The sequence below is a fragment of the Shewanella sp. GJ50-10 genome (assembly GCF_055808815.1).
On the sequence record NZ_JBVVSS010000001.1, the window covers coordinates 1,992,241 to 2,009,570 of the forward strand.

Genomic DNA, 17,330 nt, shown 5'->3' on the forward strand with positions numbered 1-17,330 from the left:
ATAACAAACTTTATTAGTCTGTTACACTCATATTGATGTAGATTAAGATCAGAAGCTTCTGCTTAATAAAAGCAATTATGTTGTTAATTGCCTTGTTTATCGAAAACTTGGATTGTCAGACATGGAAAATATAAATAATAAGTTAGTCATATTAATGAAAGGGCTATGCTTACTGGTTGTGTTAGTCAGTTCAATCGTACTGTTTGGCTGGCTAACTAAAACAGATTCTTTTTTACGATTAAATCCGACAATGACACCAATGCAATTCAATACAGCATTGTGTTTCTTGCTGAGTGTAAGCGGACTTCTGCTAATGACCTATCAGCAGGTTAAATACTTAAAAATCATAGCTTGTATCATTGGCGCTATTTCTACTATTTCATTATTTGAATATTTACTAGGCACTAATATTGGCATTGATGAATTATTTGCTGAGCATTATTTACAAACAGATTTAGTGACTCACCCTGGCAGAATGGCACCAAATACTGCACTTTGTTTTATGTTTACTGCTTTCTTTTTATTTTGTTATCAAATGACAAGTAAACGCTTTCTTGAAATTAATCGGACTGTGGCTTGTTTAATCATTGGTGTATCTTCAGTGGCCCTATTGGGTTACTTGTTTGGCATGCCGACAGCTTATGGTTGGAATAATTTTACCGGTATGGCGTTAAGTACCAGTATAAGTTTTTTAATCATTGGCGCCGTGATATTAATAGCTTTGAGCGCTAAGTCGAATGATCCTTCACACTACACCACACCTTTATTGGTGCTGATAATTTTTATCACCGCTATTTTATGGCAAGCCATTACTGCCGCTTACGAACCAACTGACTTTAAATCCATTGCGCCTAATTTCATTTTATTTTCAGGTATGTTTTGCTCGTTAACCTTGATTTACTTTTCTTATTTTAAAAAAACAAACTTAAATACGCATTTTGGTCAGTATATTGCTTTAGTTATTTTATCGTTAGGGACCATTAGTTCGATTGCTTTGTACTCTTATTTAACCAATAGCGAAACGATAAGAATGGAGGACAAACTGCAAAATAACGCTGAGTCTCATATCAACTCAATTCAATCAACATTAGATACGCTCACCTCAATGTTTAATAACGTGCGAGTGATTTCTTATTATAATAAAAATGAGCATGAAGCTGTTTTTGATACGATTTCATCATTATTTATCGATAAGTATCCATCCATTACGCGAATTTTTTATGTTCCTATTATACAAGATAGAGCGGAGTTCGAGTCTAGGTTGGAACAGCATTACGATTATAAAATTGGGATATCTGATTTAATCAATAACAAAAAAGTTGAATCAAAGGGTTACGATATTTATGCACCGGTTATGTACCAATACCCTACAAGTCAGTTACATAATGACATTGGTCTCAATCTTTTATCGCTGAATATTTATCGTGAAGCGATGTCAGAAGCTTACAATGATAACCTTATAAGTCATCGTCTTTTTTCGGAAACGGTCTCTGAAGAAGAATTACCGTTACAGGGAGTTGTACTGGCTCCCATCAGAAAAAGTGTTTATCAAAAAGATTATCAAATTGAGAAAATCACTGATATTAGAGGTTTTTTAATTCTTGAGTATAACTTTGAAGCGATGATAAATAGGATTATTGCGCAAAGCCTGACGCCTAGAGGATTACATTTATACTTTGAAGACGTGAACAGTGCTCACTTTTCTATGTTTCATCAATCCCGTCTGACCAATAATAAAAATATCACTTTTGATGATTTAAAAAATAGCTCACCGGTAAAGTTACCGCTTAATTTTGCTGATGATCAATTAATAGTCTCAATTTGGCCAAGCGACGTTTTTATTGAACAATATGACTCATACACACCAGAAATATTGGCGATTATTTTATTCCTTTCTAGTTTAATTATTTCTGCTTATCAATACAGAACGACACAGCGTGAATTAAAAATTATTCAAATTAAGGCATATTTAACTGCAGTAGTGGACTCGTTACCAACCCCAGTGTTAATACAGGATGAAAATCTTATTTACACTGAATGTAATGAAGAATTTGCAAGCTTATTTGGTTTTACAAAAGAGGACCTTAGTTCGAAGGAGTTTTTTACTGCAATTACAAAATTACCTGATTACAGTCAAGTTCGTTTGGAAGATGAGTTGTGTATGCTAACAGGCGAGGGAAAACGCTCAGAATTAACCATACCACTTGAAAATGGACAGGTAAGAACTTACAGCTATTTACGTAATGTAGTGCAAATCAACGAAGGCAAACGTTTAATCGGTACGTTAAATGATTTAACTTCTGAGAAGAAAATTTCAGAGGATTTAAATGATGCGTTAATTAACTCGAATGAAATGTTTAACTCAGCACCAGATGCAATGTTAATTACCAACGAGAGTGGACAGATAACCCAAATAAACTCAGCAGCTGAAAGGTTGTTTAGCTACACACCTGAAGAACTAACTGGGCAAGCTATCGAGATATTAGTCCCCGAAGCAATAAGGGCTAAACATGTCAATTTTAGAAATGCCTTTATAAAAGAGAATATATCTAGGCCCATGGGAACAGGTATGTCTTTATTAGCAGTAAATAAGCATGGAAAGGAAATATCTGTTGAAGTGAGTTTAAGCCCAATTAAAACCAGTGAGGGGTTGCAAGTTGTTGCGTCTATTCGTGATGTTTCAGAGCGAAAAGCATATGAAAATGCGATTAAAGAAGCTCAAACAGATGCAGAACAAGCGAACCGCTCTAAATCTGATTTTTTAGCTAATATGAGCCATGAAATCAGAACGCCTATGAATGCGATTAAAGGTTTCTCACATTTGATGCTTGATTCTGATCTCAATAAAGAACAAGAAAAATATGTTAACAAAATAAGAACCTCTGCAAATTCATTATTGGGGATTATCAATGACATTCTTGATTTTTCTAAAATTGAAGCAAGAAAGTTAGAAATTGAAGTCATACCATTTAATTTATATGTTGATGTACTTGAGAATATTTCAAATATCATCAGTTTAAAAGCAGGTGAAAAAGAGCTAGAACTCTTATTTGATTTCGATACTGATTTACCTGCAAACCTTATTGGTGACCCGTTGCGTGTTGGGCAAGTACTACTTAATTTGCTTAACAATGCCGTTAAGTTTACTAAGCACGGTGAAGTGTCATTATCTATCAAAGCGTTGCAGCAAACTGATGATAAAGTAACTCTTCGCTTTAATGTCAAAGACAGTGGCATTGGCATGTCAGATGAGCAAATTGAAACCTTATTTATTCCCTTTACTCAAGCCGACTCGTCAACGACTCGAAACTATGGTGGCACAGGGCTAGGCTTATCTATCTGTAATAAATTAGTAGATATGATGGGCGGCAACATTGGGGTTAACTCAATAGAGCAACAAGGCTCAAGTTTCTGGTTCGAGTTAGACTTTGCCATTGATTTAGATATAAAAGAGGAAGATGAAAATCACTTTGCTGATCAACATTTAAATGTATTGATAGTTGACGATAACCCTTCGTCGTTAATGATCATCCAATCTTATATAGAATCATTTGGCTTCAATGCTGAAATTGAAAACTCAGCCAAAAAAGCATTAGCTAAATTAGCTTTAAACCAAAAGCATTACGATTTGATCATTACTGACTGGAAAATGCCTGAAATGGATGGATTGGAGTTTGTAAAACAAATCCAACAGGGGGATATGAGTCAAGCCCCTCATGTCATTATGGTAAGTGCATTTGATAGAGATACCATTACGGGACATAGCCATGATGTAACGTTATCAGACATTATGACCAAACCTATTACACCGTCTTCTTTACTTGATTCTATCGCTACCGTACTTGGTGGGAAACGAATTGTTAAGTCTAATCAAATTGAAAACACATCTAAATTTGATTTAACAGGTATTAGCATTTTACTAGCAGAAGATAATGAAACTAATCAGGAGTTAGCTAAAGAGTTACTGACCAAAGTAGGGGCGAAAGTGACTATTGCTGTGAATGGCGAAGAGGCAATAAAACAACTCAATATAAGCGCATTTGATGTGGTATTAATGGATATTCAAATGCCAATTCTTGATGGTATTTCAGCGACTAAATTACTACGTGAAAATCCTAAGTTCAAAGATTTACCGATTATTGCAATGACAGCTAATGCATTAATTGGAGATAGAGATATATCAATTTCTGCAGGGATGAATGATCACATTAATAAACCCATTGATGTTAAAGAGCTTTATTCGACGGTATTAAAGTGGAGTCAAAATGAAGTTAAATCTTCTGCGCCTGAAAGCTCGAATGCAATCGCTTCAAATTTACAGCAACAAATTGTGAGTTCATTTGAACTTGCAGGGCTCAATACCGTACAAGCTTTAGGAAGGTTAAATCACGACAACAAGCTGTATATATCAATCACTCAAAAGTTTGCTGAAAAAACCGCTGACGATTTACAGATATTAACTGACATTGCAGCAAAACCCATTTCTGATTTATCTAAAGAAGATCAAGCCACGATTGCTATGCAGATCCATAGCTTTAAAGGCATATTGGGCAGTATTGGCGCCAATGAACTGGTTAAGCAGTGTTTAGAGATCGAAGCTGATTTAAAAAACACTGTCCCACCAGCATTATTAGGCGTATTTGTTCAGCAAATATCATCATTAATAAATACCTTAAATGATGCATTGGCAATGACAGTGAAGGGAGGCCGATTGGATTCTGGAACTACCGTTTCTGGAACGATGCAATTAAGTCACGAACAAATCACTAGTATGTTTAATGAACTTGAGCAGTTACTTTATAACAATGACACAGATGCGATTGAACTATTACAAACATTAATCAATGGAAATGTAACCTCATCCCAAGAGTTAATGGCAGTTCTTGAATCTTGTGAACAATATGATTTTGAACAAGCAATGACATTGTTTAATGGACTCAAACAACAATTTCTTAAGGAACAGTAATGGATAGCAAGGATAGAAGTACCATTCTCATTGTTGATGACCAAGTCGAGAATATCGATATATTAAGACATGCCTTAAAAGACACTTATAAAATCATCGCAGCACTGAACGGCGAATCAGCCATTGCGTTAGCTTCGAGAAATCAACCAGATATCATTCTACTCGACATCATGATGCAGGGCATTGATGGCTACGAAGTTTGTAAAAGGCTAAAACAAGGTTTTAGCACTCGAGATATCCCAGTTATTTTTGTTACAGCCATGTCAGATGAGCAAGATGAAAGTAAAGGTTTAGGCTTAGGTGCGATTGATTATATTACCAAACCTATAAGCTCGATGATTGTACGCCAGCGGATCAAAACCCACCTTGCACTGCATAATCAACATCAAATGTTAGAAGATCAAGTAACCGATCGCACCAAACGGCTTGAACAGTCTCAATTAGAGGTTGTGTACCGTTTAGGCCGGGCTGCAGAATATAAAGATAATGAAACTGGTATGCACGTTCAGCGTATGAGCCGTTATTCTTATGTTATTGCCCAAGCTACGGGCTTATCAGAAGTTGACGCAAGCCTCGTACTTAGGGCTTCCCCCATGCACGATATTGGTAAAATTGGTATTCCAGATCATGTACTGTTAAAACCTGGCAAGCTTGATAAAGATGAATGGGAAATCATGCAAACTCACGTGCAAATTGGCGCAGATATTTTATCTAGTGGTGATTCAATATTAATGAACACAGCCGCAGAAATTGCATTAACTCATCATGAAAAATGGGATGGTACAGGTTATCCTAATCGCCTAAAAGGCACTGATATTCCGTTAGTTGGGCGTATTGTGGCCATTGCCGATGTGTTTGATGCACTAACATCAGAAAGACCTTATAAAGCAGCTTGGTCAGTTGAGGATGCGGTTCAGTTGATTAATGATGAGTCTAGTAAACACTTTGACCCAGATTTAGTCGCACTATTTAATCAGTGTTTACCGCAAATATTAGAAATAAAATCGTCTTATAAAGATGAATAAATCGCTCGATATTATTTAGAGAGAATATGTCCACTTTTTTACGCTTTATCGCCATTGTTATTGCTGCACTTACTGTCACTTTTGTAGTGATGTTTGTCATCGCTGCATTAATTGAATATCACGTCCCTGATAACAAGTTTGATAGCGCGGTTAACTCATATTTTTATCTAGTGGAAAATCAATGCGTGTAATCTTTATTTCGCTGCTTTTGTTTGTTTCGTTAGGTGTTAATGCCAATGAGATTAAGCCGTTTACCTCAGATGGTTGTAGTGTATTTCCTGATGGTACTTTTACTCAAAACGAGTTGTGGTTAGCGTGTTGCACTGCCCATGACTATGATTATTGGCAAGGCGGGACGTTTAAGCAGCGACTTGAATCTGATAAACGTTTGAAACAATGCGTGGCAGCAGTTGGTGAACCTTCTATTGCTAACATCATGCTGGCAGGCGTAAGGCTTGGTGGTAGTCCTTATTTTCCGACTCCGTATCGATGGGGTTATGGTTGGCCATATCCAAGAGGGTATCAGGCATTAACTGATGATGAACGGAAGCAGATTCAAAAATTTAAACGTAGATAAAGAAAGTCAAAATAATAAAACTAATTTAAACAGGATGTTGAATGCTCATTGATTATTCAAAATACTCATTGGAAGAGTTATTAGATGTAAAAGAAAATATTGATTCAGAAAAATATGCACAACGATATAAAAACTTAATTGAAGAAATTGATCTCCGTAGGAACACTCCTGAAGAAAAGCAACTTAAACAAAAGCGAGTTGAATTTGAAAATGAACAGAATTACTACAGACGAATAGATTTTCTTGAGTTCGATGCTAAAGGTGACGAAAAGATAAGATTATTTTTTATCATCGCATTCATTTCAATTAATTTTGTGTTTTTGTGGTGGGCTATTCCAAAATATAATGTTACACCGTTAGCGAAAATTCACGAGTTTAGAACCGTTATAGACAGTGCTGTATGCAAAACTGAAACGGTACATAATAACGAGACAAATACAGTAACCCGCTATTATGACTTTTATATAGAGTCTTATCCTGACACATTTACTGCAATTGGGATAAGTAAAAGCCAGTGTCAAAAATTAGCGCGTACTTTAACTGATAAGAGCGAAGTTTCTGTGTGGCATATTCAAGGAATTGTTTATCAAGTAGCAAGTAATGAAGGAGTTGTATTGCCCTATACATATATGAAGAAAACTATTTATAAACAGCAAACTAAATCATTTCAAATGAATTGGTTTTTACTGATTGGTGTTTGGTTTTTATGCTTTCAGTCTTTAGCGAATGCTTTTTTTCCAGGTACTTTTGTTAAAAAGAATCCTCTATTTCACTAGTTTTTCGTTTGTAAATATCAATTCAGTAGGTGAAATGACATTTAATCAAAGCTTAAAATAAATTATTTGAACCTTGAATGAGCTAAATTAAACCATAAGGAAAAGGTGTGAAGGTACAAGTTTTAGAATCAGAGCAACCACAGATTGTAGATCATTTAGTTAATGGTGTAAGAGAGTTTAATTTCAACCAAATGGGAAATGAAACTTCTAAACCTTTGACAGTTGTAATTCGGGATCAAAATGACACGATTATTGCGGGTCTGTCAGGGAGGACTATTTATCATAAGTTTTTGATAAATGTCCTGTGGGTTAATGATAAATACCGTGGGCAAGGCTTGGGTTTTCAGTTAATGGAAAAGGCTGAACAAGAAGCTAAGCATCAAGGGTGCAAGGCCGCACAAGTCGATACATTGGAATTTCAAGCGCCTAGCTTTTATCAAAAATGTGGATTTGAAATTATTGGGACAGCACCTGGTTTCAAAGGCTGTCCCGAACAGTATTTCTTATTTAAAACTTATGATTGAGAAGTCGATTGAACTAGGCCTATCTTTGTTGTCTCAGTTATGTCCTATCAGCACTTGAAGGCCAAAATATCGGTTAAAAGTTATCTTTCTTACGAGAACGTGACTCTGTTTGAATGGAGTTAATCATTTTTCCAAATGCTTTATCTTTAGCTCGTTTTTGCGCTAAAGTTGCACTATTAAAGGCTTGTTCTCGCATAAGTTTTTGATAACTAATAAAACGTCTTTCGGTAATAACGCTATCGGCAATGGCTCGTTGAACCGCGCAGCCGGGCTCGGCGCCATGCTGACAATCAGCAAATCGACATTGGTTTGCAAGTTCGGTGATTTCACTAAAGGTTTCACTTACCCCTTGCTCACAAGCACTCAATTGCAGTTCACGCATACCCGGTGTATCTAATATTAGACCGCCTTGAGGCATTACTTTTAATGCACGTGCTGTGGTTGTGTGACGACCTTTACTGTCATCTTCTCTAATCGAGCTAGTGAGTTGTGTTTCAAACCCCATAAGACCGTTTACCAAAGTCGATTTACCTACACCAGATGAACCAAGTAAAGCGATGGTCTTGCCCTGTTTGCAGTAGCCATTCAACTCAATTAATTCTTCAGGTTCTAGCGCATTTAACGCATGAACCATCATAAAAGGATCCAGAGACTGAACTTGCGCGCGTTTTTCATCTACGGTAGGGCATTGATCAGCTTTGGTGAGTACAATTACCGGCTCTACTTCAGCTTCTTTTGCTAACGCGAGATAACGTTCTATTCGACTCAAATTAAAGTCTTGGTTCAATGAACAAACAATAAATAAGCTATCGACGTTAGATGATATAAGCTGAGTATCAACTTTGCTTCCTGGTGCTTTACGTTCGAACAAAGATTGCCTATCTAATAAACGTATAAATCTTTGTTCATTATCAAATATAACCCAGTCGCCGACACACAGTTTATCGGTTTCAGAAGCTTGAATGGGTGTCTGTGTTAATTGGAATACACCTGTTTCTGTTAATGCGATAACACCACTGCGATGTTGCTCAATAATTCTGCCAATATATAGGCGTTCGTTAATTGAACTCGAAGCCATTAATTCGACCACTTGTAACGACAGTTGTTGTTGAAAATAAGGCCGCCAACCTAGTTGTGCTAAAGAAAGAGGTGAAGAATGCATAAATTGACCTTTAATAATTAATGCCTGTTTTTACGTAAAAACTTGTTTATTGGGTTAGGTAATTCAATTTGTAGATGATATCGCCAGTAGCAGGCCATGTTAACTCACTGTCAAATGAAAAACCGTATGATTGGTAAAACTTACGTCCGAGCGCATTCTGCTTAAAGACCTGTACTTGTAAGTCGCCATGAATTTGCACGGCTTTATTCATTAATGCTCTGCCAAAGCCTTTGCCATGACTGTCAGTATTAACAAATAGTCCGCCAACTTCACTACCAATCAATGCGATAAATCCCACGACTTTATTGTCATAAATCGCAACCCAAGTGTCAGCATTAGGTAAGTAGAGGTTAGGGATGTTGTAGCGCTCTTGTTCAAAAAAACCTCGTTCATAAACGGGTGTGCGATTCTTGAAGCACTTTCCCAAGCGGACATGACTTCTGCCAAATCTTTATCACGGTACTGTCTGATTTCTATTTTCATATTACTAATTCTGATATTTTTAACCCCATAAATAGGGTTAAGTTGATTTTATAGAGTTCATTTTAATGGTTACCTAAAGACTAATATTGAACAAAAGCGACAAGTCAGCGAACTAGTGAGTAAATAAGTCGGTCACGCTGTATGAGGTATAAAATGTTAATGTTGTTAATTCGTATACATTACAAAATGCTTAGTAAATAATGTCATATGACCTAATAAATCTGATATCACAGCAATAAGTGAGTCATTAACTCAATATGGAGATTGAGCAATGTATTTAGAGTTGGCCATTTTGGCTATTTTTGCTTTTAGTTACAGTTTAATTGCAGGCCGCGTTGAGACCTCGATGATTTCGGGTCCAATGGTATTTGTGGTGGTCGGATTTATTTTGGGTCCTTCTGTGCTTGGCTGGTTAGGTGGTGAGTTTGGCAATACCGGTATGCGAGTATTTGCCGATTTAACCTTGGCTGTGGTGTTATTTTGTGATGCATCAAATAGTAATTTATCGGTATTAAAAAAATATATTAGTATTCCTACTCGCATGCTTTTGTATGGTTTACCAGGCGCTATTGCTTTGGGATTCGTAGTGGGTTATCTGCTGTTTCCTAATTTAAGCGTTTATGAGATTGCAGCTTTAGCAACCATGCTCGCCGCAACCGATGCTGCTTTGGGTAAGGCTGTGGTTTCAAGTCCAATAGTGCCATCTAAATTACGTGAAGGCTTAAACATTGAAAGTGGATTAAATGACGGTATTTGTGTGCCTATTTTGTTCGTCTTTTTAGCACTAGCAGCAGGCAGTGTTGCAGAAGGGCAAGTGTCACATATTGCATTTACCTATTTACTTGAAGAGTTGGGCATTGGCTTAATGGTAGGGCTGTCAGCCAGTTTTATAGCGGCTAAATTGATAAAATATAGCTACCATAAGAACTGGATTACCGATATCTGGAGTCAAAATATAGTACTCAGTTTAGCTTTGTGCTGTTTTGCTATTTCACAAGAACTTCACGGAAGTGGCTACATTGCGGCATTTTCAGGAGGGCTGCTTTTTGGTCACTTGATGAAAGACGTTAAACATAAAATGATTTTGCCCACAGAAGGTATTGGAGAAATCTTAGCACTACTTACTTGGATGTTATTTGGGGCTATCGTTATTGGTTCAGCTTTTGAAGCCTTTACTTGGACGATGCTGCTTTACGCCTTACTGAGCTTAACTTTAGTACGAATGTTACCGATATTTATAGCCTTGGGTAGAAAAGGGGAAAATATTCCTTCACGACTATTTTTAGGTTGGTTTGGGCCACGCGGATTAGCGTCAATTGTGTTTGTCATCATTATGCTTGAACGTGATTTACCTGGCGGAGACTTCATGGCGATGACGGTAATTTGTACGGTGTTTATAAGTTTAATCGTTCATGGCGTTTCAGCTAAGCCTATGTCTAAATGGATTAGTACACGGGTTAAGTAACCCTTTTTAAGATGGGCGTCTTGGTAAGCAAACCTGTCTTTGTTTTTTGGTTATGACAGGTTTGCATTTAACATGTTAAGTGACTGACTTTTATCTATTTAATTAAACAGTTGCATAATGATGACGATAATTAATAGTGGGCAGATAAACTTCACGTAAACAGGCCATATGCGCCAGAAAAAGTTGTCCTTGTTTGCACCATCTTGTTGTGCAATTTCCGCAAGTAATTCATTTCTATGCCACACCCAGCCCATAAAGATAGCAATGCCTAAGGCGATTAAAGGCTGTGCACGCTCTGTTGTCAGAGTAATAATTAAGCCAAATAAACTGCTAAAGTTAAATACAATTACTGAGGCAATTACCGCGATAACAGCGCCAACCATTAAGGTAGCTTTACTGCGACTCATTGAGGTTTTTTCAACTATATAGCTGGTCGGAACTTCGACAATCGACATAGCGGATGTTAAGCCTGCAATCGTCATTAATACGAAGAACACAATAGCTAAAATATACTGACTAACACCGCCAATAGAATCGAATAACGCTGGTAATACACTGAAAACTAGGGTGTCTGAGTTAAGTAAACTGCCATCTTCTGCAAATATCTGTACACCATTATGCTGAGCAACATACATTGCTGGAATGATCATTAATGCGGCTAGAAAAGCCACCATAGTGTCTGTAAGAGTTACGTATGCTGTTAGCTGGCTTATGTTTTCTTGCTTATTTAAATAAGCCCCGTACACCATCATAGCGCCAGTACCCACTGACAAAGAAAAGAAGGTTTGACCTAGTGCGCCAACTAAAACATCAGTATGGAATACCATCGAAAAATCGGGTACCAATAACACTTTTAAACCTTCAATTGCACCAGGCTGACTTAGTATGTAGACAGCGCCGCCAACTAGCATCAGTAATAACATTGGCATTAAACGTTTTGACCAGCGCTCGATACCTTTTTGAACCCCTTGTCTAATCACTAATATCACTAACGCGATAAACACGAGAGTAAATACAAGATTACGAGAGACTGAAAAGTCAGTTAACCAACTCGCTATTTGGGGTTGATTAGCCATTTGCGCCATTGGTGCAATGGCAAAACTTATAAACCAGCCAGATAAAATACTGTAGAAGGTACAGATTAAAGTCGCGGTAACAATTGAAATGAATCCTATTGCTTTACCGATCTTTTTTGTTTTCGCTGAATGTCCAAGTTTTGCCATGGCATCAGCAGGGTTGGTTTGTCCATGGCGCCCGACCATGAGTTCAGCCATCAACATTGGATACCCTAATAATACAATAAGCAGAACGTACACCAATAAAAAGCGCCGCCGCCGTGAGTGGCAGCCTGAGTTGGGAAACCCCAAATATTACCAACGCCGACAGCAGAACCCGCTGCCGCCATGATGAATCCGATACGTGAACTGAAATGTCCGTCTGCTTGTGCGCTCATTATGACTCTCTGATGAGTTAGAAATATAAAAGAGCGCGAATAGTAGTGATTTGAGATCTTTCGTCAACAATGATTAATTGCGGGTTTGTCTAGTGCGATGAAATAACTAATGGCTTTATTGGTTAAAAGTGAAATTAAATCACAAGAATATAGGGTTAGTTAAAATTTAAATGGCTATAGCTCATCGTGTGGCTAGTTTGTGCAATTTTATATTTTCAGACCTTGAATAGTAAAGTTTGATCTAGTGCACATTTAACCTAGCGGTATCGCAGTGCTACTTTTTACTTTCTTAAGCACAAAGCTTGAATTTACCCCAGCGATATGAGGATTAGTGGTGAGTTTATCTAGTAAAAATAACTTGTAATCCTGCATATCTTTAACCAGCACTTTAAGGTGGTAATCTGCTTCGCTGCCTGTGATTAAACTGCATTCTTGCACTTCTTCATAGCGAGAAATATCCGCTTCAAATGCATCTAAAATTACACTTGTATGTTTTTCTAAGCGTATTTGAATATAAACCGTTAATGCTAAATCAAAGTGCTCAGCGTTGAGTAACGTGGCGTAACCCGAAATGAAACCGGCATCTTCTAATGCTTTAACTCGACGAGAACAAGGTGAAGGGGACAGTCCAACTTTTAAAGCTAGTTCTTGGTTTGATAATCGGCCGTGACTTTGTAGTTGTGTAAGAATCGCAAAATCGATTTTATCTAGTGTCAGTTCGTTCATGCGAGACCTTTAAATGTTGCTTGCAAGTAGCTATTGGTTCCAATGAATGGATTATAATCTTGTTGTTTTGAAAAGTAACCAAAGTAACTGGTTTCTAATGTTTGTGGTTATTGAGATTGATTATTCTTTAAATGATTCATGTTGAATTATTCAAAGTTGATTTATCTGTCAAAAATTTTTATTTTATTTCTTGTTCATGTTTAATTTATGTTGACTCAATGACATAACGACATTATTTTGCACATCCATTTTCATACTCTATTTTAAACAAGGAAAGACGTCATGACAGAACCATCTGCGATCAGCTTGATCCCGCCTGTGGTTGTTTTGATATTAGCAATATTATTAAGAAGACCTATCCTCGCATTGGTGATAGGTGCTGTTGTGGGTTTATTAATGCTCGATCCGACTGAAGCATTAAATAACTTTTCAGAAATCTCACTAAAAGTGATGGCTGACGAAACCATTGGTTGGCTCATTTTAGTGTGTGGTACTTTTGGCGCTTTAATCGCACTACTGGTCAGAACCGGCGGCGCATTCGCATTTGGTAAAAATGCACTAAAAGTCGCTAAAGGACCTAAGTCATCTTTGATGATGACCTATGTGTTGGGTGTCGCGATATTTATCGACGATTACTTGAATGCATTAACCGTTGGTGAAACGATGAAACGTGTCACTGATAAGTTTCGTATTTCCCGTGAAATGCTGGCATACGTTGTTGATTCAACTGCAGCGCCTATTTGTGTACTTGTCCCTCTATCTACATGGGCTGTGTTCTTTGGTGGCTTGCTAGTTGATAACGGTATCGCAGGTACGGGCGAAGCTATTTCGGTTTATATGTCAGCAATACCGTACATGCTTTATGCGTGGGTTGCTGTAATTATGGTGCCGTTAGTGGTGATGGGAGTTATTCCTTTATTTGGACCAATGAAAAAGGCGGAGTTAAAAGCGAAGCAAGGGGTAGGAATACCCGTTGATGACTCTACAGACATTCAAACCAGTAATGATTACGCTGTGAAAGCAATGGAAGATGAGTTTAAGACAGCTGATCACCAAGGTAAACTGCACAATTTTTTAGTGCCTATCGTTATGTTAGTGGGCTTTACTGTTTATTTTGATATTGATGTATGGCTCGGCTTATTGGCAACAATGTTGGTAACGATCCCTTATTATGCGGTTCAAAAGCTCATGCCGTTCGCAGAGATGATGGAACAAATGATAGATGGTTTTAAAAGTATGCTGCCTGCAATCGGTACCGTTATTGCGGCATTTATCTTTAAAGATGTATGCGACCAACTTCTGCTACCGCAATTTGTAATCGAAAGTTTAAGCCCTTATATGACAGCTTCTTTATTGCCAGCTGTAGTATTCGTCGCTATGGCATTACTTGCGTTTGCTACCGGTTCAAGTTGGGGCATTTTTGCTGTGTCGATTCCAATTGTGATGCCATTGGCTCAAGCTGTTAATGCTGATATACCATTAGTAATTGGTGCGCTACTATCTGCATCATCATTTGGTAGCCAAGCTTGCTTTTACAGTGATTCGACCGTGCTTGCGGCCCAAGGTGCAGGATGTAACTTAGTGAGTCATGCCGTAACACAGTTACCTTACACACTAATTGCAGCTGCAATTACATTTATAGGGTTTATTGTTATAGCCTGATAATCTTGAGTGTTAATATTTCATTGCTGTATAAATAAAACCAGTGCTTATCACTGGTTTTTTATTTAGAGGATAACAATGATGGCAGTTCAACAGTCTTCTGAGAAGCCATTATTTACTGGTTGTAAATTGGCATTGTTGTTTCATGATCAATTAGTGGTATATCGCAGAGACAATATCCCATCAATCCCATTTCCAAACCTGTGGGACTTCCCAGGTGGCGGGCGAGAAGGAAATGAAAGCCCTGAGCAATGTGTACTAAGAGAGCTAGATGAAGAATTCTCAATTGCGTTAACTCAAGATAGATTGATATATAAGCAAGGTGGAACTAACCAAACGGCAGATGGTATTTCATATTTCTTCGTAGCAAAGGCAAGTCAACAAGAAATTGAGTCAATTCAATTTGGCGACGAAGGTCAATATTGGCAACTAATGCCAATCGTGGAATATCTGCAATGTGATGAAGCTATTTTGCCTTTGCAGCAACGGTTAAGAATGTATCTTGAGACCATTATTGGACAATAAAGCTAGATATCCTTAGATTTTAACAAGCTGTTAAAAGCACATTTTTAATCGAATTAAGGCCACCAAAAAAATTAGGCCTACTTATATAATTAAGTGCAATATAAATCGTCTTTGTCGAACCAATAAACATAAGCAGGAAGCACAATGTATATACCCAAAAAGTTGGCGATTGAATCAATTGAGCAGATGCACGACTTTATCGAAGAATTTAGTTTTGCCGTGTTAACAACCGCAGATTTAACGGCATCTCATTTACCATTACTATTAAAGCGTGAGGAAGGTGAGTTCGGCACCTTATATGGTCACCTTGCCAAAGCTAATAGCCATTGGAAGTCGATGGATATGCAGAAGTTACTGGTGGTGTTTTCAGGCCCACATGGCTATATATCACCTACATGGTATAACAGCTACCCAGCAGTACCGACTTGGAACTATGCAGCTGTTCATATTAAAGGTGAAGTGACCTTGACTGATGAAGAGACCACGTTGAAAATATTGACTGATACAGTCAAAACTTACGAAGCAAACTTATTAAAACCGTTAGATGCTTCAGATGCAGAGCAACAAGGTTTTATCCCAGAAGATTACAAAGATAAGTTATCGAAAGCGATTATTGGCTTTAAAATCACCATTACTGAAATAGAGGGAAAGCTCAAACTTGGGCAACACAGATCTGATGCCGATCAACAAGGTGTTATTACAGGGTTATCACTTTCTCAACGGTTTGATGATAAAGCCTTGTTAGCTTATACCAAACGGCATAGCTTTAAATAATGGAAGCATTTTGGAATACAATGGTAATGAAATGATGAAAAGTACCAATAACCTTGAAACTGACAATGTGAAAGCCATTGATGGCTACAATATTACCACTGACAAAACGTGTATTGATATCAAAGTTGTTCATCAGTTTATTGCAACTTCCTATTGGGCTAAAAATATTCCGCTTACCGTGTTGCAAAAAGCAATCGAAAACTCGTTATGTTTTAGTGTGCTAGCACAGGGTAATCAACAAGTAGGTTTTGCCAGACTCATTACAGATGAGGCGACATTTGCTTACTTGGCGGACGTATTTGTTGTAGATGAGCATAGAGGTAAAGGGTTAAGTAAATGGTTAATTAAGACTATTGTCAGTCATCCTGAAATTACCGGCTTAAGAAGAATGATGCTAGCAACCAGTGATGCCCATGGTTTGTATGCTCAATTTGGTTTTTTACCTATTGGTAATCCAGAAATTCTAATGCAGATTTGGCAGCCTAATATTTATTCAAATACGAAAGGATAGTATTTTTTACTGTTAGAGCTACCAACACATTTCCAACTCCCATCCGCTAATAGTCAACTCTCAATAACCAACAGCAAATAATCAAATTAGTTTAATTTCAGTTATCAATAAGGCTGGTTATTTTTTATGCATCTAAACTAATGATATTTAAAAGCATCAATTGATCCGTTAAAGTAAGCTAACTAGTTATTACACATGTTAAATAATTTATCAGGTTACGATATGTCAGCTTCTCAAGTGGTAGATAAAACTCAGGATTTAGATTTCGTAAAAGCAGCAACGCTAAACACGATAGCGAAAACGGATATTCAACAAAGTGATCTTCATGGTTTTGGTTTGTTTGCCACTGGCACAATGAGCAGCGAGCAAATTCTTTATCTATTTGATGGCCAAGTTGTGTCGATTGAAGATTATGAAAAAATCGAAAATTTAATGGCTCAACAAATTGAACCTTATAAAAATTATATTTTTATGGAATGTAATTACCTTAACAATAAAACGCTTTTGGTCAGAAATTTTAGAACCAAATACAGTTACATTAACCATTCTAGAACGCCGAATACTGAGATCAGATATCACCCAATGAGGTTAGTGACACTTAGCGAGATTGCTATCGGTGAAGAGTTAACGATTGATTATCGAAAAGAACAATTATCAGATGATTATCTAACGAACCCTGAGAAACAATTTTTATAATCTCA

At 37.3% G+C, this 17,330-nt stretch carries 15 protein-coding genes and 1 pseudogene; 12 read left to right on the forward strand and 4 right to left on the reverse strand.

The features are described 5' to 3' along the window. The first annotated feature begins 121 nt into the window (after positions 1 to 121). The 6 genes from AC0L4E_RS08240 (at position 122) to AC0L4E_RS08265 (ending at position 7,868) form a co-directional block, all read left to right on the forward strand. On the forward strand, positions 122 to 4,966 hold the full coding sequence (locus tag AC0L4E_RS08240; protein ID WP_473678791.1) for a response regulator: 4,845 nt from the start codon (positions 122 to 124) through the stop codon (positions 4,964 to 4,966). Beyond that, positions 4,966 to 5,991, forward strand: coding sequence for an HD domain-containing phosphohydrolase (locus tag AC0L4E_RS08245; protein ID WP_473678792.1), 1,026 nt, complete (start codon positions 4,966 to 4,968; stop codon positions 5,989 to 5,991). The genes AC0L4E_RS08240 and AC0L4E_RS08245 overlap by 1 nt, the downstream gene beginning before the upstream one ends. A 26-nt stretch (positions 5,992 to 6,017) precedes the next feature. Then, entirely contained in the window at positions 6,018 to 6,182 is a 165-nt protein-coding gene (locus AC0L4E_RS08250; protein WP_473678793.1) for a hypothetical protein, read from the forward strand. Then, a complete protein-coding gene (locus AC0L4E_RS08255) occupies positions 6,173 to 6,568 on the forward strand; it encodes a hypothetical protein (protein ID WP_473678794.1) in 396 nt (131 codons plus the stop codon). Before AC0L4E_RS08250 ends, AC0L4E_RS08255 begins: the two co-directional genes overlap by 10 nt. A gap of 41 nt (positions 6,569 to 6,609) precedes the next feature. Next, positions 6,610 to 7,344: a hypothetical protein gene (locus AC0L4E_RS08260; protein ID WP_473678795.1), complete on the forward strand. Its 735-nt coding sequence runs from the start codon at positions 6,610 to 6,612 to the stop codon at positions 7,342 to 7,344. A 107-nt stretch (positions 7,345 to 7,451) separates the two neighbouring features. Continuing rightward, positions 7,452 to 7,868, forward strand: a complete 417-nt coding sequence (locus AC0L4E_RS08265; protein ID WP_473678796.1) for a GNAT family N-acetyltransferase — start codon at positions 7,452 to 7,454, stop codon at positions 7,866 to 7,868. Positions 7,869 to 7,941: 73 nt separating this feature from the next. On the opposite strand, the gene rsgA is transcribed toward AC0L4E_RS08265, so the two are convergent. Both rsgA and AC0L4E_RS08275 read right to left on the reverse strand, forming a co-directional pair. After that, positions 7,942 to 9,030, reverse strand: a complete 1,089-nt coding sequence (rsgA, locus tag AC0L4E_RS08270; protein WP_473678797.1) for a ribosome small subunit-dependent GTPase A — start codon at positions 9,028 to 9,030, stop codon at positions 7,942 to 7,944. Positions 9,031 to 9,076: 46 nt separating this feature from the next. Next, the gene (locus AC0L4E_RS08275; protein ID WP_473678798.1) at positions 9,077 to 9,457 is read right to left on the reverse strand and encodes a GNAT family N-acetyltransferase; all 381 of its coding nucleotides are present in this window, start codon (positions 9,455 to 9,457) and stop codon (positions 9,077 to 9,079) included. A gap of 327 nt (positions 9,458 to 9,784) precedes the next feature. Between AC0L4E_RS08275 and AC0L4E_RS08280 the strand changes: the two genes are divergently transcribed. After that, positions 9,785 to 10,978 (forward strand): cation:proton antiporter, encoded by a 1,194-nt coding sequence (locus tag AC0L4E_RS08280; RefSeq protein WP_473678799.1) that lies wholly within the window; start codon positions 9,785 to 9,787, stop codon positions 10,976 to 10,978. Positions 10,979 to 11,076: 98 nt separating this feature from the next. Here AC0L4E_RS08280 and AC0L4E_RS08285 read toward each other — a convergent pair. Both AC0L4E_RS08285 and AC0L4E_RS08290 read right to left on the reverse strand, forming a co-directional pair. Next, positions 11,077 to 12,431 (reverse strand): annotated as a pseudogene (locus tag AC0L4E_RS08285) (sodium-dependent transporter). A gap of 252 nt (positions 12,432 to 12,683) precedes the next feature. Then, on the reverse strand, positions 12,684 to 13,157 hold the full coding sequence (locus AC0L4E_RS08290) for an Lrp/AsnC family transcriptional regulator (protein WP_473678800.1): 474 nt from the start codon (positions 13,155 to 13,157) through the stop codon (positions 12,684 to 12,686). Between the two features lie 282 nt (positions 13,158 to 13,439). Between AC0L4E_RS08290 and AC0L4E_RS08295 the strand changes: the two genes are divergently transcribed. The 5 genes from AC0L4E_RS08295 (at position 13,440) to AC0L4E_RS08315 (ending at position 17,325) form a co-directional block, all read left to right on the forward strand. After that, the gene (locus AC0L4E_RS08295; protein ID WP_473678801.1) at positions 13,440 to 14,819 is read left to right on the forward strand and encodes a Na+/H+ antiporter NhaC family protein; all 1,380 of its coding nucleotides are present in this window, start codon (positions 13,440 to 13,442) and stop codon (positions 14,817 to 14,819) included. Positions 14,820 to 14,897: 78 nt separating this feature from the next. Then, complete coding sequence (locus AC0L4E_RS08300) at positions 14,898 to 15,344, forward strand: NUDIX hydrolase (RefSeq protein ID WP_473678802.1); 447 nt, start codon at positions 14,898 to 14,900, stop codon at positions 15,342 to 15,344. 144 nt (positions 15,345 to 15,488) lie between these two features. Next, positions 15,489 to 16,118, forward strand: a complete 630-nt coding sequence (locus AC0L4E_RS08305) for an FMN-binding negative transcriptional regulator (protein ID WP_473678803.1) — start codon at positions 15,489 to 15,491, stop codon at positions 16,116 to 16,118. Positions 16,119 to 16,149: 31 nt separating this feature from the next. Continuing rightward, a complete protein-coding gene (locus AC0L4E_RS08310) occupies positions 16,150 to 16,629 on the forward strand; it encodes a GNAT family N-acetyltransferase (protein ID WP_473678804.1) in 480 nt (159 codons plus the stop codon). Between the two features lie 195 nt (positions 16,630 to 16,824). After that, positions 16,825 to 17,325 carry an SET domain-containing protein-lysine N-methyltransferase gene (locus tag AC0L4E_RS08315; RefSeq protein WP_473678805.1) on the forward strand — a complete coding sequence of 167 codons (501 nt, stop codon included), beginning with the start codon at positions 16,825 to 16,827 and terminating at the stop codon, positions 17,323 to 17,325. The last annotated feature ends 5 nt before the right edge of the window (positions 17,326 to 17,330 follow it).

Bases quoted from the DNA above. Each gene is read 5' to 3' on its own strand.
- AC0L4E_RS08240 (WP_473678791.1), top strand. From the start codon at position 122: ATGGAAAATATAAATAATAAGTTAGTCATATTAATGAAAGGGCTATGC.
- AC0L4E_RS08245 (WP_473678792.1), top strand. From the start codon at position 4,966: ATGGATAGCAAGGATAGAAGTACCATTCTCATTGTTGATGACCAAGTC.
- AC0L4E_RS08250 (WP_473678793.1), top strand. From the start codon at position 6,018: ATGTCCACTTTTTTACGCTTTATCGCCATTGTTATTGCTGCACTTACT.
- AC0L4E_RS08255 (WP_473678794.1), top strand. From the start codon at position 6,173: ATGCGTGTAATCTTTATTTCGCTGCTTTTGTTTGTTTCGTTAGGTGTT.
- AC0L4E_RS08260 (WP_473678795.1), top strand. From the start codon at position 6,610: ATGCTCATTGATTATTCAAAATACTCATTGGAAGAGTTATTAGATGTA.
- rsgA (WP_473678797.1), bottom strand. From the start codon at position 9,030: ATGCATTCTTCACCTCTTTCTTTAGCACAACTAGGTTGGCGGCCTTAT.
- AC0L4E_RS08280 (WP_473678799.1), top strand. From the start codon at position 9,785: ATGTATTTAGAGTTGGCCATTTTGGCTATTTTTGCTTTTAGTTACAGT.
- AC0L4E_RS08290 (WP_473678800.1), bottom strand. From the start codon at position 13,157: ATGAACGAACTGACACTAGATAAAATCGATTTTGCGATTCTTACACAA.
- AC0L4E_RS08295 (WP_473678801.1), top strand. From the start codon at position 13,440: ATGACAGAACCATCTGCGATCAGCTTGATCCCGCCTGTGGTTGTTTTG.
- AC0L4E_RS08300 (WP_473678802.1), top strand. From the start codon at position 14,898: ATGATGGCAGTTCAACAGTCTTCTGAGAAGCCATTATTTACTGGTTGT.
- AC0L4E_RS08305 (WP_473678803.1), top strand. From the start codon at position 15,489: ATGTATATACCCAAAAAGTTGGCGATTGAATCAATTGAGCAGATGCAC.
- AC0L4E_RS08310 (WP_473678804.1), top strand. From the start codon at position 16,150: ATGATGAAAAGTACCAATAACCTTGAAACTGACAATGTGAAAGCCATT.
- AC0L4E_RS08315 (WP_473678805.1), top strand. From the start codon at position 16,825: ATGTTAAATAATTTATCAGGTTACGATATGTCAGCTTCTCAAGTGGTA.